This window comes from Pseudomonas sp. 1176_21 (genome assembly GCF_052850635.1).
The window spans coordinates 208,769-234,254 of the sequence record NZ_VXCV01000006.1 but is presented as its reverse complement, the minus strand read 5'-3'; the positions used below and the strand labels follow the sequence as shown (position 1 = coordinate 234,254).

23 protein-coding genes and 1 pseudogene are annotated in these 25,486 nt (G+C 61.3%); 12 read left to right on the top strand and 12 right to left on the bottom strand.

Annotated elements, in window-relative coordinates; all coding sequences use genetic code 11:
* The first annotated feature begins 23 nt into the window (after positions 1 to 23).
* Positions 24 to 1,418: a Si-specific NAD(P)(+) transhydrogenase gene (gene sthA / locus FW760_RS16445; RefSeq protein ID WP_043864555.1), complete on the top strand. Its 1,395-nt coding sequence runs from the start codon at positions 24 to 26 to the stop codon at positions 1,416 to 1,418.
* 42 nt (positions 1,419 to 1,460) lie between these two features.
* On the opposite strand, the gene FW760_RS16440 is transcribed toward sthA, so the two are convergent.
* Both FW760_RS16440 and FW760_RS16435 read right to left on the bottom strand, forming a co-directional pair.
* On the bottom strand, positions 1,461 to 2,183 hold the full coding sequence (locus FW760_RS16440; RefSeq protein WP_043864554.1) for a glycerophosphodiester phosphodiesterase: 723 nt from the start codon (positions 2,181 to 2,183) through the stop codon (positions 1,461 to 1,463).
* A gap of 27 nt (positions 2,184 to 2,210) precedes the next feature.
* A complete protein-coding gene (locus tag FW760_RS16435; RefSeq protein ID WP_446443892.1) occupies positions 2,211 to 2,798 on the bottom strand; it encodes a PilZ domain-containing protein in 588 nt (195 codons plus the stop codon).
* 94 nt (positions 2,799 to 2,892) lie between these two features.
* On the opposite strand from FW760_RS16435, the gene FW760_RS16430 reads away from it, so the two are divergent.
* From FW760_RS16430 to FW760_RS16420, 3 genes are all read left to right on the top strand, one after another.
* Entirely contained in the window at positions 2,893 to 4,143 is a 1,251-nt protein-coding gene (locus FW760_RS16430) for a lipoprotein-releasing ABC transporter permease subunit (protein ID WP_446443891.1), read from the top strand.
* Positions 4,144 to 4,150: 7 nt separating this feature from the next.
* The gene (lolD, locus tag FW760_RS16425) at positions 4,151 to 4,834 is read left to right on the top strand and encodes a lipoprotein-releasing ABC transporter ATP-binding protein LolD (protein WP_229590327.1); all 684 of its coding nucleotides are present in this window, start codon (positions 4,151 to 4,153) and stop codon (positions 4,832 to 4,834) included.
* Between the two features lie 72 nt (positions 4,835 to 4,906).
* Positions 4,907 to 6,151 carry a lipoprotein-releasing ABC transporter permease subunit gene (locus FW760_RS16420; protein ID WP_446443890.1) on the top strand — a complete coding sequence of 415 codons (1,245 nt, stop codon included), beginning with the start codon at positions 4,907 to 4,909 and terminating at the stop codon, positions 6,149 to 6,151.
* 102 nt (positions 6,152 to 6,253) lie between these two features.
* Here FW760_RS16420 and FW760_RS16415 read toward each other — a convergent pair whose 3' ends face one another.
* Together FW760_RS16415 and FW760_RS16410 are read right to left on the bottom strand one after the other, a co-directional pair.
* The gene (locus FW760_RS16415) at positions 6,254 to 7,612 is read right to left on the bottom strand and encodes a heavy metal sensor histidine kinase (protein WP_078479607.1); all 1,359 of its coding nucleotides are present in this window, start codon (positions 7,610 to 7,612) and stop codon (positions 6,254 to 6,256) included.
* Positions 7,609 to 8,289, bottom strand: coding sequence for a heavy metal response regulator transcription factor (locus tag FW760_RS16410; RefSeq protein WP_043864549.1), 681 nt, complete (start codon positions 8,287 to 8,289; stop codon positions 7,609 to 7,611). The genes FW760_RS16415 and FW760_RS16410 overlap by 4 nt, the downstream gene beginning before the upstream one ends.
* 152 nt (positions 8,290 to 8,441) lie before the next feature.
* On the opposite strand from FW760_RS16410, the gene FW760_RS16405 reads away from it, so the two are divergent.
* Both FW760_RS16405 and queF read left to right on the top strand, forming a co-directional pair.
* The gene (locus tag FW760_RS16405; RefSeq protein ID WP_043864548.1) at positions 8,442 to 8,963 is read left to right on the top strand and encodes a cupredoxin domain-containing protein; all 522 of its coding nucleotides are present in this window, start codon (positions 8,442 to 8,444) and stop codon (positions 8,961 to 8,963) included.
* 57 nt (positions 8,964 to 9,020) lie between these two features.
* Entirely contained in the window at positions 9,021 to 9,851 is an 831-nt protein-coding gene (gene queF / locus FW760_RS16400; protein WP_100633167.1) for an NADPH-dependent 7-cyano-7-deazaguanine reductase QueF, read from the top strand.
* Between the two features lie 49 nt (positions 9,852 to 9,900).
* Here queF and FW760_RS16395 read toward each other — a convergent pair whose 3' ends face one another.
* Positions 9,901 to 10,164 carry a DUF4404 family protein gene (locus FW760_RS16395; protein WP_043864546.1) on the bottom strand — a complete coding sequence of 88 codons (264 nt, stop codon included), beginning with the start codon at positions 10,162 to 10,164 and terminating at the stop codon, positions 9,901 to 9,903.
* A 124-nt stretch (positions 10,165 to 10,288) separates the two neighbouring features.
* Positions 10,289 to 10,876, bottom strand: coding sequence for a hypothetical protein (locus tag FW760_RS16390; RefSeq protein ID WP_054916180.1), 588 nt, complete (start codon positions 10,874 to 10,876; stop codon positions 10,289 to 10,291).
* A gap of 206 nt (positions 10,877 to 11,082) precedes the next feature.
* Between FW760_RS16390 and FW760_RS16385 the strand changes: the two genes are divergently transcribed.
* Entirely contained in the window at positions 11,083 to 11,787 is a 705-nt protein-coding gene (locus FW760_RS16385) for an MlaA family lipoprotein (protein WP_446443889.1), read from the top strand.
* Between the two features lie 50 nt (positions 11,788 to 11,837).
* On the opposite strand, the gene FW760_RS16380 is transcribed toward FW760_RS16385, so the two are convergent.
* Positions 11,838 to 12,137, bottom strand: coding sequence for a PilZ domain-containing protein (locus tag FW760_RS16380; RefSeq protein ID WP_043864543.1), 300 nt, complete (start codon positions 12,135 to 12,137; stop codon positions 11,838 to 11,840).
* Between the two features lie 270 nt (positions 12,138 to 12,407).
* Between FW760_RS16380 and rssB the strand changes: the two genes are divergently transcribed.
* Positions 12,408 to 13,592, top strand: coding sequence for a two-component system response regulator RssB (rssB, locus tag FW760_RS16375; RefSeq protein WP_043864542.1), 1,185 nt, complete (start codon positions 12,408 to 12,410; stop codon positions 13,590 to 13,592).
* The gene (gene rssC / locus FW760_RS16370) at positions 13,589 to 14,071 is read left to right on the top strand and encodes an anti-sigma factor antagonist RssC (RefSeq protein ID WP_043864541.1); all 483 of its coding nucleotides are present in this window, start codon (positions 13,589 to 13,591) and stop codon (positions 14,069 to 14,071) included. The genes rssB and rssC overlap by 4 nt, the downstream gene beginning before the upstream one ends.
* Positions 14,072 to 14,111: 40 nt before the next feature.
* Here the strand turns inward: rssC and FW760_RS16365 are convergent, their stop codons facing one another.
* The 3 genes from FW760_RS16365 to dusA all read right to left on the bottom strand — a co-directional run bounded on the left by FW760_RS16365 (position 14,112) and on the right by dusA (position 18,230).
* Complete coding sequence (locus tag FW760_RS16365; protein WP_116055031.1) at positions 14,112 to 15,998, bottom strand: alkaline phosphatase D family protein; 1,887 nt, start codon at positions 15,996 to 15,998, stop codon at positions 14,112 to 14,114.
* Positions 15,999 to 16,172: 174 nt separating this feature from the next.
* Entirely contained in the window at positions 16,173 to 17,099 is a 927-nt protein-coding gene (gene tal, locus FW760_RS16360; protein WP_043864539.1) for a transaldolase, read from the bottom strand.
* A 120-nt stretch (positions 17,100 to 17,219) separates the two neighbouring features.
* Positions 17,220 to 18,230, bottom strand: coding sequence for a tRNA dihydrouridine(20/20a) synthase DusA (gene dusA, locus FW760_RS16355; protein ID WP_054915310.1), 1,011 nt, complete (start codon positions 18,228 to 18,230; stop codon positions 17,220 to 17,222).
* Positions 18,231 to 18,333: 103 nt separating this feature from the next.
* Here dusA and FW760_RS16350 point away from each other — a divergent pair.
* Positions 18,334 to 18,525, top strand: a pseudogene (locus FW760_RS16350) (site-specific integrase); the annotation flags it as partial.
* 82 nt (positions 18,526 to 18,607) lie between these two features.
* Positions 18,608 to 20,764, top strand: coding sequence for a hypothetical protein (locus FW760_RS16345; RefSeq protein ID WP_158554944.1), 2,157 nt, complete (start codon positions 18,608 to 18,610; stop codon positions 20,762 to 20,764).
* Between the two features lie 41 nt (positions 20,765 to 20,805).
* Here FW760_RS16345 and FW760_RS16340 read toward each other — a convergent pair whose 3' ends face one another.
* Positions 20,806 to 22,824, bottom strand: coding sequence for an acyltransferase family protein (locus FW760_RS16340; protein WP_446443888.1), 2,019 nt, complete (start codon positions 22,822 to 22,824; stop codon positions 20,806 to 20,808).
* Positions 22,825 to 23,514: 690 nt separating this feature from the next.
* On the opposite strand from FW760_RS16340, the gene FW760_RS16335 reads away from it, so the two are divergent.
* Positions 23,515 to 24,753: an NRAMP family divalent metal transporter gene (locus FW760_RS16335; RefSeq protein WP_446443887.1), complete on the top strand. Its 1,239-nt coding sequence runs from the start codon at positions 23,515 to 23,517 to the stop codon at positions 24,751 to 24,753.
* Positions 24,754 to 24,762: 9 nt separating this feature from the next.
* Here FW760_RS16335 and FW760_RS16330 read toward each other — a convergent pair whose 3' ends face one another.
* Positions 24,763 to 25,404 (bottom strand): HD domain-containing protein, encoded by a 642-nt coding sequence (locus FW760_RS16330; RefSeq protein ID WP_043864536.1) that lies wholly within the window; start codon positions 25,402 to 25,404, stop codon positions 24,763 to 24,765.
* Positions 25,405 to 25,486: the final 82 nt, after the last annotated feature.

Below are 25,486 nucleotides of genomic sequence, written 5' to 3'. Positions count from 1 at the left end.
GGGCCTGTTCTGAAGGAGTACGCATGGCTGTCTACAACTACGACGTAGTGGTGCTGGGTTCCGGCCCGGCAGGAGAAGGGGCGGCAATGAACGCCGCCAAAGCAGGACGCAAGGTAGCGATGGTCGATAGCCGTCGCCAGGTCGGCGGTAACTGCACCCATCTGGGCACCATCCCGTCCAAGGCCCTGCGTCACTCGGTGCGCCAGATCATGCAGTTCAACACCAACCCGATGTTCCGGGCCATCGGTGAGCCGCGCTGGTTCTCCTTCCCCGACGTGCTCAAAAGCGCCGAGAAGGTCATCTCCAAGCAGGTCGCCTCGCGCACTGGCTACTACGCCCGCAACCGCGTTGACGTGTTCTTCGGCACCGGCAGCTTCGCCGACGAGCAGACCATCGAAGTGGTCTGCGCCAACGGTGTGGTCGAGAAGCTGGTAGCCAAGCACATCATCATCGCCACCGGCTCGCGCCCGTATCGCCCGGCCGATATCGATTTCCATCACCCGCGCATCTACGATAGCGACACCATCCTGAGCCTGGGCCACACCCCGCGCAAACTGATCGTGTACGGCGCCGGCGTCATCGGCTGCGAGTACGCCTCGATCTTCAGCGGCCTGGGCGTGCTGGTGGAACTGGTGGACAACCGCGGCCAGCTGCTGAGCTTCCTGGACTCGGAAATCTCCCAGGCCCTGAGCTATCACTTCAGCAACAACAACATCACCGTGCGCCACAACGAAGAGTACGAGCGCGTCGAAGGCCTGGACAACGGTGTGATCCTGCACCTGAAGTCGGGCAAGAAGATCAAGGCCGACGCCTTGCTGTGGTGCAACGGGCGTACCGGCAACACCGACCGCCTGGGCCTGGAAAACATCGGCGTGAAGGTCAACAGCCGTGGCCAGATCGAAGTGGACGAGGCCTACCGCACCTGCGTGCCGAACATCTATGGTGCCGGTGACGTGATCGGCTGGCCAAGCCTGGCCAGTGCCGCCCACGACCAGGGCCGCTCGGCCGCCGGCAGCATCGTCGACAATGGCAGCTGGCGCTTCGTCAACGACGTGCCGACCGGCATCTACACCATTCCGGAGATCAGCTCGATCGGCAAGAACGAGCAGGAGCTGACCCAGGCCAAGGTGCCGTACGAAGTGGGCAAGGCGTTCTTCAAGGGCATGGCCCGGGCGCAGATCGCCGGCGAGCCGCAAGGCATGCTCAAGATCCTGTTCCACCGCGAGACGCTGCAGATTCTCGGCGTGCACTGCTTCGGCTACCAGGCCTCGGAGATCGTGCACATCGGTCAGGCGATCATGGGCCAGCCGGGCGAGCAGAACACGTTGAAGTACTTCGTCAACACCACCTTCAACTACCCGACCATGGCCGAAGCCTATCGGGTTGCCGCCTACGACGGTCTCAACCGGCTTTTTTGAGCGGCTCCGGCCGGTGGCCTGAGCCGGCCGGGGAGACCGATTTCAGCGATTCTCGAGGGTGGCGCTGGCCAAACCGGGAAAGTCTGTAATCAGGCTGTCTACGCCGAAGTCGGCGAGTCGGAGCATCAGCGCCGGCTCGTTGACTGTCCACACCGACACATGCAACCCCTGACGCTGGGCCTTGGCCAGGCGCTCGGGGGTGCAGTGCGTCCAGTTCAGCGCCAGCAGTTCGCAACCGTAGTTCTGCGCGACCTTCAACGGGTCGAGCCAGGTGTATTCCGCGACCAGCCCGCGGGACACGTCCGGGGTCAGCTCCAGGGCGGCGCCCAGCACCTCCCGCGAGCTTGAGGTGATGGTGACCTTGTCCAGCAGGCCGAAGCGCTGGGCCATTTCGCGAATCGCCAGCACCGTGGTGGCAGCGCGGGTGCGCGAGGCACTCTTGACCTCCAGCTGCCAGTGGTCGAAATCACATTTCTCGAACAGCTCTTCCAGGCGTGGAATCGGGCAGGGGTTGACCCAGCCCGGGCCGCCCTTGCGCGCATCGTAGGTCACCAGGTCGGCGGCGCTGTGCTCCACCACCTTGCCGCCACGGCCGGTGGTGCGCTTGAGGCTGGGGTCATGAATGACCATCAGCTCGTTGTCGGAGGACAGGTGCAGGTCCAGCTCGCAACGGCGAACGCCGTGGCTCAGGCATTGCTGGAAACTGGTCAGGGTATTCTCGGGGGCTTCGCCCTTGGCGCCGCGGTGGCCGTAAATCAGGGTCACGTTCGTTCCTTCAAGCAAGACGGAAAATCAGGAGGCAGGCGGGGTGTTCTGTTCCAGTGCCTGGCGGCGTTGCAGTGCCTGTTTCTGCAGGATATAGCGCGCCAGCAACTGGCGCTGGGCGTCGGTCATCTCGACGAATTCGGCGCCGATGTCGAACAGGTCATCAGCGGCCTTGTCGCAGTGGGTCACCTTGGCCCGCAGCAGCAGGCCCAGGGCCTGGGGCATCAGCACCATCTTCACCGAGACGCGGCTGCCGGCGGTGATGGCCTGGGCCTGGTGCACCTCGACGCCACCTTCGGAGAGAGTCACCGGGCGCGCCTCGCCGATCTGCCCCAGCAGGGTTTGCGCAACCACGGCGCTGAGCAGGTCGATGCGTTTGTTCTGGGCCTTGAGAAAAGCTGCCAGGGTGCGGTCCTTGTCACTGAGCTGGCGCAGCAGGTGCTGGGACTCGAACTCGCTCAGGTGCAGTTCGCTGAGCAGGTTGAAGAGTGGTGAAGCATCTTGCAACAACTCGCCGCCCAAGGCCTCGGCGGCGCTCAGAGGGGTAATTTCCAGTGCGATCCTGTCCTCGATACGGTAGTATTCGCGGCGATCTTCTTCATCTAATGTCGACATGGCGAACCCATGGTAGCGGCGGTGGTCTGAGTGTAAAGCTGCTATTCAAGCCCCGCCACAAGGACGTTCCTCTTTCCTCCGAACAAGCCCCGACATGTTCAGACCTCTTTTCGTATTTATCGGTACGCGTTACACCCGTGCCAAACGTCGCAATCACTTCGTCTCGTTCATTTCGCTGACCTCGATGATCGGCCTCGCCCTGGGCGTGGTGGTGATGATCGTGGTGCTGTCGGTGATGAATGGCTTCGATCATGAAATGCGTACCCGCGTATTGGGCATGGTGCCCCATGCCACCCTCGAGACCGGACAGCCGATCAGCGACTGGCCAGCCCTTGCCGATACAGTAAAGCAGAACCCGGCGGTGCTGGCGGTGGCGCCGTTCACCCAGATGCAGGGCCTGCTGACCCATGACGGCAAGGTACAGAAGGTGCTGCTCAACGGTATTGACCCGACGCAAGAGCGCAAGGTGTCGATCATCGACGACTTCGTGGGCGAGGGTAAGCTCGACGCGCTGGCGCCGGGCAGCTTCGGCATCATGATCGGCGACAAGGCCGCAGCCAAGCTGGGCGTGGGCATCGGCGACAAGCTGACCTTCGTCGCCCCCGAGGTCACCGTGACCCCGGCCGGCATGTTCCCGCGCATGAAGCGCTTCACCGTGGTCGGCATCTTCCACGTGGGCGCCGGCGAGATCGACGGCTACCTGGGCCTGACCAACCTGTCGGACCTGTCGCGCCTGCACCGCTGGAAGGCCGACCAGGTGCAGGGCCTGCGCCTGAAGTTCGACGACCTGTTCCAGGCACCCCGCGAGGCCTGGAACATCGCCCAGAAGCTGGGCGAGCACGAGTTCTACGCCCGTGACTGGACCCGCAGCCACGGCAACCTGTACCAGGCCATCCGCATGGAAAAAGCCATGATCGGCCTGCTGTTGCTGCTGATTGTCGCGGTGGCGGCGTTCAACATCATTTCCACCCTGGTGATGGTGGTCAACGACAAGAAGGGCGACATCGCCATCTTGCGCACGCTGGGCTCCACGCCGGGTCAGATCATGGCCATCTTCATGGTGCAGGGCACCGTGATCGGCGTGGTCGGCACCCTGATCGGCGCCGTGGTCGGCATCGCCGCCGCGCTCAACGTGAGTGCAGCGATTGCCGGCCTCGAGCGGTTGATGGGGCACAAGTTCCTCAACGCCGACGTGTACTTCATCGACTACCTGCCGTCCCAGGTCATGGCCGAAGACGTGTGGATGGTCTGCGGTGCGGCGCTGGTCCTGAGTTTCCTCGCCACCCTGTATCCGGCCTGGCGTGCGGCGCGCACCCAGCCTGCGGAGGCGCTACGTTATGAGTGAGTTGGGCATGAGTGATAGAGCAGTGCTGAGTTGCCGCAACCTGGGCAAGTCCTACGAGGAAGGCCCGGAGTCGGTGCAAGTGTTGTCGGGCCTGCAGCTGGAGCTGCACCCGGGTGAGCGCGTGGCGATCGTCGGCAGTTCGGGGTCGGGCAAGAGTACCTTGCTCAACCTGCTGGGTGGCCTCGATACCCCGACCCAGGGCAGTGTATGGCTGGCCGGTGAAGAGCTGTCGGCGCTGGGCGAGCGTGCACGTGGCCTGCTGCGCAACCGCGCACTGGGCTTCGTCTACCAGTTCCACCACCTGCTGCCGGAGTTCACCGCGCTGGAGAACGTGTGCATGCCGCTGCTGATCGGCCGCACGCCGATCCCCGAGGCGCGCGAGCGTGCCGAGGCGCTGCTCACGCGTGTCGGCCTGGGCCATCGCCTGACGCACAAGCCATCCGAGCTGTCCGGCGGCGAGCGCCAGCGCGTGGCGATTGCCCGGGCGCTGGTCAACCGGCCCGGGCTGGTGATGCTCGACGAGCCTACCGGCAACCTCGACCACCACACCGCACAGGGCATCCAGGACCTGATGCAGGAGCTGAGCAGCTCCTCGCAGACCGCGTTCCTGGTGGTGACCCACGACCTCAACCTGGCGCGGCAGATGGACCGTGTGCTGCGCCTGGAAGACGGGCGTCTGGTTTCGATCTGACCTGGCAGTACAGGTGGCCCGCCGTGCATGGCGGGCCCCGTGTTTCTTTTCTTTACCTGGGTGCTTCAGTTCATGTTCAGACCCTTGTCAATTTTCATCGGTGCGCGTTACACCCGTGCCAAGCGCCGCAACCACTTCATCTCGTTCATCTCGATGACCTCGATGATCGGCCTGTCCCTGGGCGTGCTGGCGATGATCGTGGTGCTGTCGGTGATGAACGGCTTCCAGCGTGAAATGAGTGCGCGGATCCTGGGCATGGTGCCGCATGCCGCCGTGCTGGGCGCCCAGCCGCTGGACAACTGGCAGGCGGTGGCCGATGCCGCGTTGAAGAACCCCGAAGTGCTGGCCGCTGCGCCGCTGACCGAGATGGAAGGCATGCTCTCCTACAAGGGCGCGATGCAGCCGATCCAGATCAGCGGCATCGACCCTGCGCAGGAAGGCAAGGTCTCGATCGTGGCCGACCACATCGTTCAGGGCCGACTCGACGACCTCAAGCCGGGCGAGTTCGGCGTGGTGGTAGGCGAGATGACGGCGCGTCGGTTTGGCCTCAGGGTCGGTGACAAGCTGACCCTGATCGTGCCCGAGGTGAGCACCGCGCCCGGCGGCATCACCCCGCGCATGCAGCGCCTCAACGTGGTCGGCGTGTTCAAGGTGGGCGCCGAGCTGGATGGCTCCATGGGCCTGATCCACATGGCCGATGCGGCGAGCATGCAGCGCTGGGCGCCGAACCAGGTGCAGGGCGTGCGGCTCAAGGTCAAGGACCTGTATGCCGCGCCGCAGGTGTCCAGGGCGATAGTGGGCGAACTGGGCGAGCAGTACCGTGCCGATGACTGGACCCACACACAGGGCAGCCTGTTCAGTGCCATGAAGATGGAAAAGACCATGATCGGCCTGCTGCTGATGATGATCATTGCGGTGGCGGCGTTCAACATCATCGCCACCCTGATCATGGTGGTGAACGACAAGGGCGCGGACATCGCCATCCTGCGTACCATCGGCGCGACGCCGGCGCAGATCATGGGCACGTTCATGGTGCAGGGCAGCCTGATCGGTGTGGTGGGTACCTTGATCGGTGGTGTGCTCGGCGTGATCGCGGCGCTCAATGTGAGCCAGATCGTCGGCTGGCTGGAGCGGGTCAGCGGGCAGCATATCTTTACCTCGGACGTGTACTTCATCAGTACGCTGCCATCGGAACTGCAATGGGGCGATGTGGCGCTGATCTGCACGGCGGGGTTAATGATGAGCTTTCTGGCCACCCTGTATCCGGCGTGGCGTGCTTCGCAGGTCGAGCCGGCGTACGCCTTGCGGTACGAGTGATGCCACCGCTCTTGTAGGAGCCGGCGTTGCCGGCGAAGCGGACACACTGCCTGGCCATGTTCAGGCATGCCGCATGCGCCGATTCGCCGGCAACGCCGGCTCCTACAGGGCTGCGTTGTGTTCCGGCAAGTCGATCAGGAACCGCGTCCACCCCTGCGCCGATTCGGCACTGATCACCCCACCGTGCGCCTGCACGATCGAACGGGTGATCGCCAGCCCCAGCCCCGCATGTTCGCTGCTGCCTTCCCGGCGTGCCGGGTCGGCCCGGTAGAACCGGTCGAACAGCCGCGGCAATAGCGCTGCATCGATCGGCGCCCCGCGATTGGCCACCACCAGGCGAACCCTGCCATCACCCTGCGCAATCTCGACCCGTATCTCGCCCTGTGCCGGGGTAAAGCGCAGCGCGTTGTCCAGCAGGTTGGACAGGGCCCGTCGCAGCATGTTGCGGTCTCCCGTCAGCTCGGCCAGCCCTTCGCGGCTCAGGCTGATCTGTGCATCCTCGGCCAGTGGCGCGTAGTACTCGATCAAGGCATCGGCCTCCTGGTCCAGCGCCAGGGGCTCGCGATTGGGCATCAGCAGGCCGTGGTCGGCCTTGGCCAGGTACAGCATGTCGTTGACCAGTTGCGCCATCCATTGCAGTTCCTCGAGGTTGCCGTGCAATGCCTCGCGATACTCCTCCAGGCTGCGCGGGCGGGTGAGGGTGACCTGGGTGTGGGTCAGCAGGTTGGACAGCGGCGTGCGCAGCTCGTGGGCAATGTCGGCCGAGAAGGCCGACAGGCGCTGGAAGGCATCGTCCAGACGTTCGAGCATGGCATTCATGGTGCCGGCCAGTTGCGCCAGCTCTGGCGGCATCTGGGCCTGGGGCAGGCGTGTGGTCAGCGAGCGTGCCGAAACGCCGGCTGCCACCTCGCCCATCCGGCGCAGCGGACGCAAGCCACGGCGCACGGCCCAGGCACCGAGCAGCGCGGTGGCCAGCGCCGAAAGGCCCATCGTCAGCCAGATCAGGCGCTGCATGCGTTGCAGAAAGTGCTGGTGGTGGGTGATATCCAGAAACAGAGTGAGCCGGCTGCCGCCTTCAAGCACCACGCACAGGCTGCGAAAATCCATGCCCTCGCTGCGCAGGGTGCTCAGGCCCGGTGTGTCGGGTGCGTCAGGCAGGCCGGGGCGGCTGGCAAACCACTGCGCCCCGTCGCTGCCACGAATGCGCAGTGCAAGGTCGGCCTGGTGGCTCAGTTCGCCGCGCAGCAGCGGTAGCCGCGCTGCCAGGCTCGGGCGGTCGTGCACGCCAACGAGCGCCTGGCGCAGTACCGACAGACGACTGTCGAGCAACTGCTGATCGAGCTCGATGAAGTGCGCCTCGCTGGCCCGGCTGAACAGGAGCCCCGCCGTCAGTGACACCGCCGCCGTGCAGGCGGCGAACAACAGCGCCAGGCGTGCGCCCAGGGACAATCTGCGCATCACGCCGGGCGCTCCTCGAGCACGTAGCCCATGCCGCGCACGGTGTGGATCAGCTTGTTGTCGTGGCCATCGTCGACCTTCAGGCGCAGGCGCCGGATCGCCACTTCGATCACATTGGTGTCGCTGTCGAAGTTCATGTCCCACACCTGCGAGGCGATCAGCGATTTGGGCAGCACCTCGCCCTGGCGGCGCAGCAGCAGTTCGAGCAGGGCGAACTCTTTGGCGGTGAGGTCGATGCGTGCCCCGGCGCGTTCCACCCGGCGGCGAATCAGGTCCAGGCGCAGGTCGGCCAGGTTCAGGGTGGTTTCCTGGGGCGGGCTGGCGCCGCGGCGCAGCAGGGTGCGGACCCGCGCCAGCAGTTCGGAGAACGCAAAGGGTTTGATCAGGTAGTCGTCGGCGCCCAGTTCCAGGCCATGCACGCGGTCTTCTACCGCATCGCGGGCCGTGAGGAACAGCACCGGGGTGTCGAAGCCGGCCTCGCGCACGGCTTGCAGAATCTGCCAGCCGTCACGCCCAGGGAGCATCACGTCGAGAATCAGCAGGTCGTAGTCGCCGCTCAGGGCCAGGTGCTGACCGGTATCGCCGTCGGTGGCCAGTTCGGTGCTGAAGCCGGCTTCGTTGAGGCCCTGGCGCAGGTAGAGGCCGGTCTTGGGCTGGTCTTCGACGATCAACAGTTTCATGGGCTTCTCGGCAGCGTTGGGGGCTGGGTTTATACCCTGTGGCAGGGTGCGCGGGGCAAAGCTGACAAAGTTGTAATGTTTTCGTCAGGTGGTTGCCAGCGGCAGTTTTCTACAGTGCGGGGCATGAGCTTGCACATGATAGAGGATGCACGATGAAACGCTTGATGATCGCGAGCGCCCTGGCGCTGTGGAGCCTGCCGCTGCTGGCGGCACCCGGGCACGAGTACGCCTTCGGCAAGCCGGCTGCGGCGGCGCAGGCCACGCGCACGGTGGAGGTCGTGATGGGCGACATGTACTTCGAGCCGCGCGCGCTGCAGGTCAAGGCCGGCGAAACGGTGCGTTTCGTGCTGGTGAACAACGGCCAGGTGCCCCACGAGTTCAACCTGGGGGATGCGGCCATGCACGCCCGGCACCAGCAGGAGATGCTCGCCATGCAGGGGCAGATGGATCATTCGGCAATGGGACATGGCGGCATGAATCATGGCGGTGATGATCATGGTGCGATGGGTAGCGGCGGCATGCAGCATGACGACCCGAACATGGTGATGGTGGCGCCGGGCAAGCGCGCCGAACTGACCTGGACCTTCAGCCAGAGCACGCCGATCGAGTTCGCCTGCAACGTGCCGGGGCATTACCAGGCCGGCATGGTGGGCAAGCTGACTATCGCCAAATGACCAATGCAGCGCGCAAACCCGATAAACTAGACCAATTTCGTCCTTCAGGTTTGAGCCATGCATCCCGCCGCCGAACATTCGCCACTGGGCAAGTCCAGTGAATACATCAGCACCTACACGCCGTCGCTGCTGTTCGCCATCCCGCGTGCAGCCAAATGGGCCGAGCTTGGGGTCACCGCGCAAACGTTGCCGTGGTCGGGTGTGGATTACTGGAACTGCTTCGAGCTGTCCTGGCTGCTGCCTTCGGGCAAGCCGGTGGTGGCCATCGGCGAGTTCGCCATCCCGGCCGATTCGCCGGCCATCATCGAGTCCAAGTCGTTCAAGCTGTACCTGAACTCGCTGAACCAGACCGAGTTCGCCTCGGCGCAGGCGGTGCAGGCCTGTCTGGTCAAGGACCTGTCTGCGGCAGCCGGCAAGCCGGTAGGGGTGCGTATCCGCAGCCTGGCCGAGGTTCAGCGCGAGGGTGTGATGGCGCTGCCGGGCACCTGCATCGATGACCTGGAGGTCAGCATCAGCAACTACGAGCAGCCGCAACCGGAGCTGCTGCGCTGCGATGCCGAGCGTGTGGTGGAAGAGACCCTGCACAGCCATCTGCTCAAATCCAACTGCCCGGTGACCGGGCAGCCGGACTGGGGCAGCGTGACCGTCCATTACCGTGGCGCGGCGCTGGACCATGCCAGCCTGCTGACCTACCTGATCAGCTTCCGTCAGCATGCCGACTTCCACGAGCAATGCGTGGAACGTATCTACCTGGACCTCAAGCGCCTGCTCAACCCTGAGACCCTCACGGTGTATGCGCGCTACGTGCGCCGGGGCGGGCTGGACATCAACCCGTACCGCAGCACCGGGCCGGTCACCCTGAAGAACCTGCGCCTGGTTCGCCAGTAACGAAAAAGCCCCGTCCAGTGTGACGGGGCTTTCGTTTTTGCCGCGGGGTTCAGATGCCCATGCTTTGCAGGCTCTGAACGATGTTGCGCAGGGTGGCGGTCAGGCCCGGGTGCTCGACTTCGAAACGTTCGACGGCGAGGTTGACGCCGTCGACCAGGTTGTTGTCCGGGGTTACGGCCTCCAGTTCGATTTTTGCTTGGATCTGCGCCATCAGTTCGTGCAGCTCGACACGCTCCTGTTCCGAGAGCGGTGGGTTTTGCTCCAGTTGCTCGCGCAGGGCGTCGAGTTGCGCTTGAAGTTCGCGGGCAGGCATGGGTGTTCTCCCTCTATGAATAGGCTCAGACATGGACCCCGCGCGCGGGCGAAAGGTCCGTGCCTCGCTGTTCAGGTTAATCCACCCGGCGCCGCTTTGCATGACCCTGATCAATGTGCCTGTATCAGGGTTTTTCGCCCTTGAGGCGGCGCAGGCCGATATCGGCCAGGCAATCGGCCAGTTGTTCCAGCTGGTCGATCACCGAATGCACCCCCAGCCCGAACAGGTGAACGGTAGCCTTGCCTCGCTTGAGTTCGCGCTCGCGTTCCTCCAGTGCCTGCCAGGTAGCCTCGTCCAGCCCGCACAGCGAGCCGCACGAGGCCAGGCCCACGGTCCACAGCCCGGCGTTGAGCCCGGCCTGCAGCAGGCGCGGCTCGCCGCTGACCAGCACGCAGCCATCGAGCCGGTCGGCCTTGAGCTGCATCAGGGCGTGCCAGCAGGCATCCGGCGCGGGCCAGGGCGCGTGGCCGGTGGTATCCGGTCGGCGCACCCAGGCGGGCAGCGCCTGGCTCAGGTGCTGGCCCAGGGCAGCCGGCAGTTCGTCGAGCCAGGCACAGGGCACGCCGTGTTCCCGCAGCCAGTGCAGGGCGGGCAGGGCGCCTGGTGTAGGCCTGGCCGGTGCGTTGCCGGGCGCCTGGCATCGTGCGCCGAAGTCGACCAGGCAGCCGCGCAGGCCGAACAGCACGGCGGTGAAGGCGGGGGAATGGGGCATGGCAACGTCCCTGAAATAACCAGCAAGGCTAACGTCGGGGTGTGACCGTGGCGTGACGCTTTGATGACCTTCAGGCGGCTTTCACAAAATATCGACGCAGGTTGGAGGAAGCTGCCTAATCTGCCAGAGAGGCTTTATACTTGTTTCCTTTTGGCTGTCGACGGCCTGATGCCGGCGCAGTGCAATGTTTGCCTAGGAGAAATTTTATGCGTGGGATCGGTGCTGGCGTGATCGATCGTATGACCCGTGCCTGTGTCTGCGCGAGCCTGCTGCTGGCGCCGGTACTGGCCCAGGCGGCGACCGAGGAAGACCCGTGGGAGAGCATCAACCGGCCGATCTTCCGGTTCAACGACACGATCGATACCTACGCGCTCAAGCCGCTGGCCCAGGGCTACCAGTGGGCGACGCCGCAGTTTCTCGAGGACGGCATCCACAACATGTTCCGCAACCTCGGTGACGTGACCAACCTTGCCAACAACGTGTTGCAGCTCAAGCCCCACGCAGCCGGCGTGGATACCGCGCGGTTGATCGTCAACACCACCTTCGGCCTGGCCGGCTTCTTCGATGTGGGTACCAAGATGGGCCTGCAGCGCAGCGACGAGGACTTCGGCCAGACCCTCGGCTACTGGGGTGTAGGCAGTGGCCCGTACGTGATGCTGCCGCTGCTTGGGCCGAGCACCGTGCGCGATGCGATCGCCAAGTACCCGGACACCTACACCGAACCCTACCGCTACATGGACCATGTGCCCACCCGCAATACCGCAATCGCGGTGGACGTGGTGGACACCCGTGCCAGCCTGCTGTCGGCCGAGAAGATGATCCGTGGCGACAAGTACAGCTTCATCCGCAACGCCTACCTGCAGAACCGCGAGTTCAAGGTCAAGGACGGGGATGTAAAAGACGATTTCTGATCGTGATGCATGAAAAAGGCGGCCATGGCCGCCTTTTTCATGCCTGCTGTTCAGCTCATCGCAAGGATCTTGAGGCCCAGCTTCTGCTGGCCCTGGGGCTGATCGGCAATCCACACCACTTGCGTTGTGGCGTGCAGGCCCTTGAGTGAAGGGTGGTCCGAATCGATGCTGACGCTGAGGTTGTCTCCAACCTGAAAGGTTTTCGCTGCCTGTACCTGCATGCCGCTGCTCGAGAGGTCCAGGCACACCGCCGCAATCACTTGTTCGGCATGTATCAGGGTAACGTCGGTATCTACCCGCATCCTGATGAAATCACGCTTCTCGCTATAGTCGGCGTGGTTCTGGCTCATGCCTGCATCCTTCCATTGGGTTGCGATAGAAGGGGTTTTTATAACTCCCGGTGATTTGTGCTGTAAAGAGCACAGGCGACCATCGGTGCATGCTTGAAACCCCCGGCGGATGGGAGTACCGTCTGCGCCTTACAGGGCACCTCTGACATTTGCCGGGCAGGCCTTTTGTCCTACACCTGAAATGCAAGAGTGGCTAGAAGTGAATCCAGTAAGCGGGCCTCGTTTTGCCTGGCCGCCTACCCCAACCTATTTCTGGCGCCGTTTGCCCACATGCAGAAAAACAGTGCAACGCTGCTGATAATCGATGATGACGATGTAGTGCGTGCGAGCCTCGCCGCCTACCTGGAAGACAGCGGCTTCAGCGTCCTGCAGGCAAGCAACGGCCAGCAGGGTCTCCAGGTCTTCGAGCAGGAACAGCCTGATCTGGTGATCTGCGATCTGCGCATGCCGCAAATGGGCGGCCTGGAGCTGATTCGCCAGGTTACCGAGCGTGCCCCCGACCTGCCGGTGATCGTGGTGTCGGGCGCGGGCGTGATGAACGATGCCGTCGAAGCGTTGCGCCTGGGTGCTGCCGACTACCTGATCAAGCCCCTGGAAGACCTGGCAGTGCTGGAGCACTCGGTTCGCCGGGCGTTGGATCGGGCGCATCTGGTACTGGAAAACCAGCGTTACCGCGACAAGCTCGAAACCGCCAACCGTGAGCTGGAGGCCAGCCTGCACCTGCTGCAGGAAGACCAGACTGCCGGGCGCCAGGTGCAGATGAACATGCTGCCGGAGAACCCGTGGAAGGCCGGAGACCTGCGTTTCGAACACCAGATCATTCCGTCTCTGTACCTGTCTGGCGATTTCACCGATTACTTTCGTGTCGACGAGCGACGCGTGGCGTTCTACCTGGCCGACGTGTCCGGCCATGGTGCCTCCTCGGCGTTCGTGACTGTGCTGCTCAAGTTCATGACCACGCGCCTGCTGTTCGAATTCAAGCGCGCCGGCACCTTGCCCGAGTTCAAGCCGTCCGAGGTGCTCGGGCATATCAACCGCGGCCTGATCAATTGCAGGTTGGGCAAGCACGTGACCATGGTGGGCGGCGTGATCGACGAGCACACCGGCCTGATGACCTACAGCATCGGCGGCCATCTGCCGTTGCCGGTGCTGTACACCCCGGACGACACCCGGTACCTCGAAGGGCGCGGCCTGCCGGTGGGGCTGTTCGACGAGGCCACCTACCAGGATCACGTTCTGGAGTTGCCGCCGCAGTTCAGCCTCACATTGCTGTCTGATGGCATTCTGGACCTTTTGCCTGGCGACACACTCAAAGATAAGGAGGCTGCCTTGCCTGAAATCATCAAGGCAGCAGGTGGCAGCCTGGATGGGCTGCGCCAACGATTCGAATTGGCTACGCTTGGGGAGATGCCGGATGATATCGCCCTAATGGTGTTGAGCAGGAACCTTCAATGAGTACTGGAAGAATCCAGTTTGCCGAGCAGAATGGCACCTTTGTTCTGAAGTTCGTCGGTGAAGTGCGTCTGACCCTGTGTTCGGCGCTGGATGCAACGATTGAAAAGATCTTCACGGCGCTGAATTTCTCGGCGATCGTCATCGATCTTACCGAAACCAACAGTATCGACAGCACCACTCTGGGCCTGCTGGCCAAGTTGTCGATCCTGTCGCGGCAGAAGGTCGGCCTGCTGCCCACGGTGGTGACTACCCATGCCGATATCACCCGGCTTCTGCAGTCGATGGGGTTCGATCAGGTGTTCAACATCGTCGATCGTCCAATCCCGTGCCCTGAGTGCCTGACCGATCTGCCGTCCCAGGACCAGAACGAAGAGGTAGTGCGCGCCAAGGTGTTGGAAGCGCACAAGATCCTCATGGGCCTGAACGACTCCAACCGCGAAGCCTTCCACGACCTGGTCAACGCCCTGGAGCGGACCTGATCGATCCTGGCGCCCTGTAGCGGGCGCCGAACTCACCTTTTCATTCAGCCTCGCGGGGAAACTCCGTGGGCGGCGCGCCGTTGGCGTTGAGCTGGAAGATGCGCTCGGGCTGCCCCTGCGCGTTGAAGAACACCTGGCCCAGCCCGGCGCTGTTCCACAGGCGCTCGCCGGCCTTGCTGTGCGCGGGTGTACGCGGCACCACCTGCATCAGGCGGCGCTTGGTGAACCAGTTCAACGGTGATCGTGGGGCATAGAGCCAGCGATTGAGTCGGTCGAACACATCGAGCAGTCGGCGCGGGAATTCGTTCTTGATGCCGCTGCTGGTGATCTGCCACAGGTGCGGGGCGCCGCGTTTGTGACGAATCATTACCTCGTACACGAAGGAATAGTGCACGTCGCCCGAGAGGATCACGTAATGCCCTGGCGTGCGCGAGTGACGGAAGATATTCAGGATCACCTGCGCCGCCCCCCGGTGCGCCATCCAGTTCTCGGCGTCCACCAGCAGCGGATAGCCGCACCAACTGAACACGCGCTGGATGGTTTCGATCAGCTTCACTCCAAACAGCGGGGCGGGGGAGACGATGATGGCCGAGGGGTGGTCCAGCAAGGCCTGCTGTAGTTCGCACAGCGCTTCCCAGTCCAGCAGCCCGGAGGGCTTTTGCAGCTTGCTCTCGCTGCGCCAGCGACGTGTGCGGGTATCGAGTACCAGCAGCGCAGGCTGGGTGGGCAGCACGAAGTGCCATTCCTGAAAGCGCAGCAGCTGTTTGATCAGGCCATCTTGCGCAGCGCGGTCGAAATAGCCGTCGTCATCGGCGCTGTGGCTCAGGGCCTGGCAGCTTTGCAGCAGCTCGCCAAACACGTCCGGGTTGTTGCCCCAGCCCTGGCAGAGCATGTAGCCGATCAGCGCGTTGCCGATGATGCGCCGCGAGAAGGCGTGCCCGTAGGCGGTTTCTTCCCATTGGGCCGAGAGGTTCCAGTCGTCGGTGATGTCGTGGTCATCGAAGATCATCAGGCTGGGCAGGTGCGCCAGTACCCGCGCCACGCCATCCAGCCCTTCGACGAAGCCCTTCAGGCAGTGCTGTTCGCGCTGGTAGCGGGCCTGGCGCTGGGTGGTCAGGCCTGATGGCATGGGGGTGTCGACCAAGGTCCAGGGCACAGGCGACCAGACCAGCAGGTACATGGCCATGATCTCGGCCAGGGTTACCAGGTGGTTGTCGGCGTTGCTGCTGGTGAAGATGGGTTTGCGCGTGCCGCCGAAAAAGCGCTCGCGCAGGGTTTCGTTGCTCTCCAGGGCTGGCAGCAGGTCGGCACGGTGATAGTAGCTGGCCGGGTGGCGGTACAGCTCGGCGCTGTTCTGCACCACGGCGCCTTCCAGGTGCTCGTGGTACAGGCCCAGCCGTTCGATCAGCCCGTGGATGGCCCGCAGCATGGGGCCGGCGACATCGTCGGCGTACACCTGGTCGCCGCTCATCATCAGCAGCGCCGGGCGCTCGGCGGGTGCGTGGGGCGCGGCCAGCAGGCGGTCGGCGCACAACAGGCCATCGGCGGCGGGGTGGTGCGGCTTGCGGCACGAGCCATGCAACAACTGGTCGAGGCGCTCGCGTATCACGAAGTTGGGCAGGCGGGCGCCTTCATACAGCAGGTGTGGGGCCCAGGTGGCGATGCCCTGGCCGCCGACCAGCACGTCGTAGTCGATCTGCACGTCGGTGGGCAGTGGGGTGTGCAGCTGGATATCGAGCAGGTGCACGAAGGCGTGCTGGCCGATGGGGATGACCTGACAGCTCAGGTTGTATTCGGTGGAGTGTTGCAGGTGCAGTTCGGGCTGCAACGGCTGTGAGCCGACCAGCCACAGGACCATGCGCGCAGGCTCCAGGCGGCGCAGCAACGGGCCGGCCAGTACCAGGGGCAGCGGGGTGTTTTCGGGCATTGATTACTCGAAGATGGATGGGTGCGCCTTCGGCGCTTCGCCGGCAATGCCGGCTCCTACAGTATCGTGCAGCCCTGTAGGAGTCGGCGTTGCCGGCGAAGAGGTCTGCAAGATCCAGCGTGCAAAACCGCTAATGCTCCGCCTTCACACCTTGCCTGGCAAACCGTATTTGTATCAGGCCTTTGCAGCCAACAACGCCTCGAGTTTCTCCTGATCCCGCGCAAACTGGCGGATGCCTTCGGCGAGCTTCTCGGTGGCCATGGCATCTTCGTTGGAGAGCCAGCGGAACTGGCTTTCGTCGAGTGTCAGGCGTGGCTCGCCAGCCTTGCCCGGGGTGAGCTTGCGCGCCAGGGTGCCCTGGTCATCGCTGAGCTGCTGCAGCAACTCAGGGCTGATGGTCAGGCGGTCGCAGCCGGCCAACTGCTCGATCTGGCCGATGTTGCGGAAGCTGGCGCCCATGACCACGGTGTCGTAGCCGTTGGCCTTGTAGTAATCGTAAATACGCGTGACCGACTTCACGCCCGGGTCTTCGGCCCCGACATACTCCTTGCCGGTCGATTTCTTGTACCAGTCGTAGATACGGCCCACGAACGGCGAAATCAGGAACACCCCGGCATCGGCACAGGCAGCCGCCTGGGCGAAGGAAAACAGCAGGGTCAGGTTGGTCTGGATGCCTTCCTTTTCCAGCACCTCGGCGGCGCGGATGCCCTCCCAGGTGGAGGCCAGCTTGATCAGCACGCGGTCGCGGCCGATGCCGGCCTTGTCGTACAACTCGATCAATTGGCGCGCCTTGGACAGCAGGGCAGGTTGGTCGAAGGACAGTCGGGCGTCCACTTCCGTGGAAATACGGCCCGGGATCACCTTGAGAATTCCGCTGCCCACCGATACCGCGAATGCATCGCAGGCAAGGCCCAGGTCGCCCTTGCTGTGCTTGAGCGCGTCATCGAGCAGCTCGGCATAGCCGGGCATGGCGGCGGCCTTGAGCAACAGGGACGGGTTGGTGGTGGCGTCGACCGGCTTGAGCCGGCTGATCGCATCGATATCGCCGGTGTCGGCGACGACCGTGGTGAACTGCTTGAGTTGTTCCAGCTTGGAAGTCATGAGCGTGCTCTGTCCTGTGCGGTTGGACGACATTACCCGAGCGCTGCCGGCCGCTCAAGGGCTGTGCGGCAGGCTATCGGGGGAGGGTAACGATTGGAGTGTCCTGCCGCGCGCAGGTTCCTAGCGTCCTTCCAGCAGCAGCCCCGCCTGGTCGAGCAGGCCCAGGGGGTCGGTGCTCTTGTGGATGTCCACCGACAGCAGCTGGCGGAACTTGCGAGCGCCAGGGAAGCCCTGGCCCAGGCCGAGGATATGCCGGGTGACATGGTGCATGGCGCCGCCGTTCTGCAGGTGCTGGGCGATGTACGGGCGCAGCCTGGCCAGCGCTTCGCTACGGCTGATCACCGGGGCGTCGCTGCCGAACAGCTGCTGGTCGACTTCGGCCAGTACATAAGGGTTGTGGTACGCCTCGCGGCCGAGCATCACGCCGTCGAAGGTCTGCAGGTGCTGCTGGCATTCGGCGAGGGTCTTGATGCCGCCATTGAGGATGAACTCCAGGTCCGGGAAGTCGGCCTTGAGCTGCGCGGCGACGTCATAGCGCAGTGGCGGGATCTCGCGGTTCTCCTTGGGCGAGAGGCCCTCGAGGATGGCGATGCGCGCGTGTACGGTGAAGCTGCGGCAGCCTGCGTCGCGTACCTGGCCGACGAAGTCGCAGAGTTCGGCGTAGCTGTCGCGGCCGTTGATGCCGATGCGGTGCTTGACCGTGACCGGGATCTGCACTGCGTCGAGCATGGCCTTGACACAATCGCCCACCAACCCCGGATGGCCCATCAGGCAGGCGCCGATCATGTTGTTCTGCACGCGGTCGCTGGGGCAGCCGACGTTGAGGTTCACTTCGTTGTAGCCGGCGTTTTGCGCGAGTACGGCGCAGGCGGCCAAGTCCGCCGGCACGCTGCCACCCAGTTGCAGGGCCAGCGGGTACTCGGCTTCGTCATGGCGCAGAAAACGCTCGGCGTCGCCATGCAGCAGGGCGCCGGTGGTGACCATTTCGGTGTAGAGCAAGGCATTGCGCGACAGCAGGCGCAGGAAGAAGCGGCAGTGGCGGTCGGTCCAGTCCATCATGGGTGCTACAGAAAACCTCCTGACGACCGTATTGCCTGGGGTTGTTGGGTTTTCCGCTTGAATCTGTTGCATTTCTGTATCTCTGATTGATGCCGAATTATTCCGGTTCTTGCTGGCTTTGCTTTGCTTGTCGCTACAAGGTGAGCAACCTCAAACAGTCATATAGCAAAGCCCCATGGGAACCATCACGCAGAGCAAGCGCAAGGACGGATGGACAGCGAATATTGTGCAGATCCGGAACGTAAAAAAGGGTGAGACAGTCTATCAGGAAAGCCAAGCGTTCGACCGGAAGGCGACGACCCAGGCCTGGATCAGGAGGCGCGAAGCGGAGCTGTATAAGCCAGGCGCGATCGAGAAGGCCAGCCGAAACGCTGACGGGGGCTCAGTACACACTGACGGGCGCAGGCTCACAGTCCGACGGGACGCTCACCTCGACATATGCTGCTGGTGTGCTTTCAACGCCCGGCGCCACGCTGACCGTTTACCGAGTGATGATTGCGGTTCAGCCGACAGATCTGCGTAACCAGGGCAAGTTTTTGGCTGAGACGCATGAGAAAGATTTTGACCGGCTGACCATGCTGATCCAGCAAGGGCTTGCTGGCCTGAACAGGGCTCTCAAACGACCCATCGGAAAGAGCTACTTCGACGCCGAGGGGCGACGTATTGCAAGCGTGGCAGATCCTGTTCTCCCGCAAGACGCAGCGACAAAGAATTGGTCTGAGGACTACCTTGGCGGACTGGTCGGAGGACTGATCGGAAATCCAAACCTTGCCTCGGGTGTAGGTTACATCACTCCAACCGGGAAGCTTGGCTCCGTTCAAGACATGGTCGATGTCGTCGACCCGGAAAAGGGTGCGTACTACATCGCTCGAGCAACTACCCACCTTGATAGTTTGGACCAGCTGCGGGAACTTCGCGGCCGATACGACGGTGATTTTGCGGAAACCATGCAGTACAGCACTGCCCGGCCGGGCGTCGGCGGTGCGCGCTACCAGTGGTCTGCATCATCTATTGCCACTGCGAACAACTCCACCATCATCCAGGTAGTCGGAGTTGCTATGGGCCGCTGGTTGATACAGCTCGAAGGGCCGCTCCGCATGACCCAGGCCGGTGCGATCCCCGACTACACGGGCAGCACGGGCACTGACAACCGCCTGGCAATGAACGAAGCGTTGAATGCCTGGCCGCACGTGCTCGTTGACGGTCACTTCGGAATCACTTTCGACACCGCGAATCTGGGCGGCGGCCTGATCTTTAACAATGACAACACCACGCTTGAGTTTGCCTACAACGGTAAAATCTCCGCGCTGCCGCATAACAACACGATCTATCAGATGCTGAAGCTATGGGATCGAAACAACTGCTCTATCATCCGCGCTAACCTGGACGGGCGCAAAGATCTAAACGCTGCAGTAAGCGGTGAGTACGGCATGGGGATCGACATACGGGGCGGCTACAACAACCGCGTCCTCGACGGGGCTGTCACAAACAACATGTGGGGTGACGGTGCTTACATCGGCAGGACGTTGACCTCGCCTGCGAGAGACGTTTATTTCGAGCGTCACTCAGCTACTGCTTGCCGGCGCCAAGGGTGCTCCGTCGCATCTGTGATTAACCTCACAATATTGAACCCGCAATGGAAAGACATTGGTGGCACTTCGCCGGGTGCGGGGATCGATCTTGAGCCAAATGGCAATGAAGATTTCATGATGGGGGTGCGCATCTATAACCCCTCAACGATCAACTGCGCAGGACCTGGCATTCAGGTTCAGCTTGGGGCGATCGGTGGTTCACAAGCAAAAATCATCGATATCGAGATCCATGGTCATGTTGATGACGGGAGCATTGTTGGCGCCTCTGTTTCTGGCGCCAACCCCACCCTGGGGACCATAAGGGGAACGATTAATATATTCGATCCAAGCTGGTATAACAGCAGGCGCCCAGCATTTCAGTCGGTGAATCATGGTGCCGGTACGGCGGCGATCAACGTTATCAGGCCCTTTGTGAGAAACCCAAATCGTGAAGGTCTGACCTCCGCAAGCATAGGGGCAGTATTCACAGCAAACCGCCCATCTGGAAGAAGCACCACATACCCAATTGGAAACGTACGAATCATCGAGCCTACGGTGATTGTAAATGGCGGCTCAGTGCCTGCGCTTTTCTCTTTCACGGATACAGTGAATGGCACAGGGTATGCGCAGAATTGCCACTTTATCGATCCAGTGACACTTAGTGGCCTGACAGTTCAGGGGCTGCACACCGGTACCGGGACCTTTTCTGATAAATATGGTGTCTGGTCCAATCCGGTTTCTGGGTCAACGACTTTGAATGGGTCATTAACTGCACCACTACTTTTCCCATCATCGGCCGCCACATTCACTATTGCTGCTGGAGCGTTTTTGGCCGGCGGCCCTGACATTCTTGTAAGCACGGTGAGTACGGCCCAAGCAACAATTCAGGGTGCTGCTGCAGGGTATTTCGTGGGGTTAAGTGCCGCGATCATTGGCCTTCGTTCTACGACCGCAGGCTCATACTTACGACTACGCCCGATAGGAGGTAATAGGTTCTTGATTGTTGAGCAGGTTGGGCTATGGGTGCCGTTCTAATTATTGATTAGGGCGGGGCGAAAAGGCCCCGCCGCATTTTTCTATATCTCTTTGTTTAACTCTTCTGTCAAAGGCTTGGAAAGCTGACGTATCACGATTATAGAGCCTGACTTAGATAGATGCGCTGCGTCGCTATATAGAAACGACCCATTTATAACCGATCTGCACTTTCCTTTTTCGCATAGCGCATCTTGCGGGTCGAGATATAATGCGTTTGGAATTTTTGAAACCTCATCACGTAATATTTCGTTCCCAAGCTTGGTGGAAAGATCTTTTTGAGGGGTGATGGTTTTTGTATTGCAGTTGATAGGGAAAAATTTTGGTCGACTGAAGCAACCGGCGATATCCTGCATTCCGGCGCCAGGAACATTGCCGATCACTATCAGCTTTCTGCCATCTGATGCTACGGAGAGCTCTTTTAGTTTTGAAGAGATAAACCTATAGCCCTTGACTTTATCTCCGTTTTCCAATAGTTCTTTGGAGCCAACTACGCCCGCCCTCGCAAGCTGAGCGTCCCAGCTGTGGGAGATTATTATTGTCGAATTTTTTGGGCTTGATCTGATTATAGATAGCGCCTTATTTAAGTTGTTCTGACACAAATTGTCCCAGTCGATCCCTGGCGTGATTCGTGTCATACCTGGAAGCATTAGGCAGCTCACCGATGATATAAATATACTTTTATTCAGCGGCTTGGCTATGACCTCGTCCAAGCCTTTTGCATAGTGGCGTGCGTGACTGTCGCCGATGAGGATTATGTCAGCCTTGCCGTTTGGCTGAGGGTTAATCCAGCCGCTGTATGGATAGCCGGCGCCACCATACTGGTCTACATGAAACTGCTTAGAGTTCGCTAGTTGCTTCTCTACTTCAGGAGGGAGAGTATCTAGTCTCCACTTCCAGCCGTCCGATGACCAAACTGTTGATGCGGGCAGCAGCAATAGCATTGCGAGCGTCATGCAGGCTAAACCGAATTGAGACTTTCGATCAGTGGCGCTACTTCTTCGGAACGGTGTCTCTACTAGCTTGTAAAGAGCGTAGCCGAAAATGATCGATGCAATCACAAGTAAGAATTTTTCATAGATGAACAAATCCCTCATTAACCAGTACTTCGTAAAAACTATAATCGGCCAATGAACGAGATAAACGGAGTAGCTGATCAGCCCAGTGAAAACAAATGGACGACTTCTGATGATTGCTCCAGTACGAGGCGAATCACAACATAGAATAACAGCGGCAGTTCCCAAGCATGGGATTAATGCATTGTAGGATGGGAAAAGGGTGTTTTCATCGAACGCAAATGTTGCATATGCGATAAGCGCTAGTCCTATTGCCATAATCACATCAGAGCAAGTGCCATTTATGGTTTGGCGGCGGATGAAGACAAGCGCCGCGCCGATACAGAATTCGAATGCGCGCATCGGGGTGAAGAAATAAATCGTTGCCGCACCATCGGATAGCCATTGGGTGATCGCTTGTCCAAATGGAATTGTTAGGAAGCTTTTTCCATCGCTGAATGAGAGGTTCAAAAGAATACTTAAAATAAACAATGCTGCGATGGTTAGTAATATCGCTTTATGTCTACCTAGTTTATATGCAAGATAGAGTGTTGCCGGCCAAATCATATAGTACTGCTCTTCAACACTAAGCGACCAAGTGTGCAGGAGAGGCTTGAAATCAGCTGATGTATTGAAGTAGCCACTTTCAGTTAAGAAGAAAAAATTTGACAGGGAGAATATCGAGTAAATGACTTCGCCGCCAAATCTTTTGAGGTGCTGCGGAGTGAATAGTAGTACCGCTAGAATCGACGTTATGGCCACTGTCGCAAACATTGCTGGAAAGAGTCTGCGCGCTCGCCGATAATAGAAGCGCCCAAAGTCAAAGGTCCCGCTGCTATGGATTTCGTCAACTATAAGGCGAGTAATCAGGAAACCGCTAATTACGAAAAATACGTCGACGCCTACATATCCGCCGCTGAATTGAGTAAAGCCTGCATGAAATAGCACTACCAGAATTACAGCTACAGCTCTTAGGCCGTCTATCCCTGCTATGTATTTATTATTCACTTCTGCACCGGTGGATATAATGAATTTTGTTAAAAGCCTATGCCGCTCAAACCACGTAATAACTAACCATCACGCATTCACTCCTAGCGTGGGAACTGACATTCGCAAGGATCGTAAGGCTATAGTCAATTACCCTTTTGCCAAGTACGACGGGTTGTGCTGGCTCCTGCAGAGGGCTAGCTCTGTCAGCCCACCCAACCTTGCCAGTCAGAAAGATCGTTGATCGGAGGGGTACTTACCGGCAAGCGTTTCACTTCATTCCTCTGACCTTTGCTTGTTTTTTGCTACAGCAAAATCCAATTACGCACCAAGCTATTGAAAAATAAGGGTTATACGCTTTAAGCGCTCCGATCCATCATCGGCGCAACGCTGAAGCGGCGGGACGGCTCGGGCCGCGTATCTACAGGAGTTGTAACAGGTTCTGAGAGCATGTTCGTCTACGTGTGGTGCAGCCAATTCGGGGTGTTTCGGGCGATGGGCGTTCTGCGCTGACACCGCGTCACACCGGCCAGCCCCAAAAACACAAGTGCGCCAGTTTACCAAGAGTCTGCAACCTTCGCCTGCAAGCCCGTCATGCCGGCGCCCAAACGGCCGTGGGCGGGCTAGTCTGTTGCTGTCCCCTGCGCAATGTGCGGCCCACCCCCGCAGGTGAATCGAGGCGCGGCCATGAAGCCTGTCAGGAAAATCGGATTGCGCCGCAGCCTGCGACGGCTTGGGCCCGGGTTGATCACCGGCGCTGCCGACGACGATCCGAGCGGTATCGCCACCTATTCGCAAGCCGGCGCACAGTTTGGCTTCTCCATGCTGTGGACCGTGGTGCTGACCCTGCCCCTGATGATCGCGATTCAACTGGTGAGCGCACGCATCGGCTACATCACCCGTCGCGGCCTGGCCGCCAATATAAAGCAGAGCTTTCCCGCCAGCGTGCTGTGGGCCGTGGTGAGCATGCTGCTGGTGGCCAATACGCTGAACCTGGCGGCAGACATCGCAGCCATGGCCGAGGCCCTTCGCTTGCTGGTGGGCGGATCGGCGCATATCTATGCCGTCACGTTCGGCCTGCTGTGCCTGGTGCTGCAGGTGTTCATGCCGTACCGCGCCTACGTCAGCTGGCTCAAATGGCTGACCCTGGCGCTGCTGTCGTACGTGGCGGTGGCGTTCATGGTGCACGTGGACTGGAGCGCGATAGCGCGGGGTATCGTGTTCCCCGATATCGCATTCAACCATGACACCCTGCTGATGGTGGTGGCGGTACTGGGTACCACCATCAGCCCCTACCTGTTCTTCTGGCAGGCCGCACAGGAAATGGAAGACGCCACCACGGGCCAGCAGGTACCGGCTAGGCGCGAGGTGCGCCGGCACCTGCTGCGCATCCGGGTCGATACGGTGGTGGGCATGACGTTTTCCAATCTGATCGCGTTCTTCATCATCCTGAGCACGGCGGCAACCCTGCGTGCCGCCGGTATCACGGATATCCAGACCTCGGCCCAGGCGGCCGAGGCGCTGCGCCCGCTCGCGGGGGACTTTGCCTTTCTGATCTTCAGCCTGGGCATCATCGGCACCGGGCTGCTGGCGGTGCCGGTGCTGGCGGGGTCGGCCGCCTATGCCGTGGCCGAAGCAGCGGGGTGGTCGGGCAGCCTCAGCGCGCGGCTGGACAAGGGCGAAGGGCGTGCGTTCTACACCTTGATCGCCGCCGCGACCGTCGGCGGGGTGATCCTGTGCTTCACGCCCACCGACCCTGTGAAGGAGCTGTTCTGGTCGGCAGTGCTCAACGGCGTGATCGCCGTGCCCATCATGGTGGTCATGATGCTGCTGGCATCGCGACCGCAAACGATGGGCGAGCACGTGATCAGGCCGCGGTTGCGCTGGCTTGGGTGGATTGCCACCGGGGTCATGGCCATCACCGTGGCCTGCATGCTGGTGACGCTGTAGAGCAGGTGCCTAGCTCGCCCACTTCGAGCCGCGAATCACCGCACAGAAATTCCCGGGCTTGAAGGCGGGGTCCTTGTCGGCCAGCACATCCGCCTTGACGTTGCCGAAGGTGGTCTGCGGCTTGTGGCGGATGCCGTCGTAGAAGGCCTGGATGATGTCTTCCTTGAAATGCTCGCCCCGCGGGTGGGCGCTGACGATGGCTTCGCGCTCGGCAGCGCCGTACTGGCCGTGGGTCAGCCCCAGCACGTCCATCTCGACCCCTGCCGTCACCAGCGCCACCACCGGGTGCATGTGCTCGGGTATGCCTGGGGTGGTGTGCAGAGCGATGGCGGTCCATACCGTATCGATGTCCTGCTGGGCGATGCCGTGGCCGCACAGAAAGTCGCGTGCGGCATTGGCGCCATCCACTTCGAAACGCTCGCAGGCGCTGCTGTGCTGATGGGTCAGGCCCATGTCGTGGAACATGCAGCCGCAGTACAGCAACTCGGCGTCGAACTTCAGACCGCGCTTCTGGCCCGCCAGGGCCGCGAAGTAGAACACGCGGCTGGAATGGTGGAACAGCAGGGGCGAGGCCGTATCGCGTACCACCTCGGTGATTTCGCGGGCGAGTTGGCTGTCGGGGATCTTGATGCCGTGGATGTCGAGTGTCATGGGGCAGGCTCCGGGTTGCGGTTCGCCTCCATTGTCAGCCTCGACACTGCTGTCCTCAAATGGCGTGATACGCCATATACTG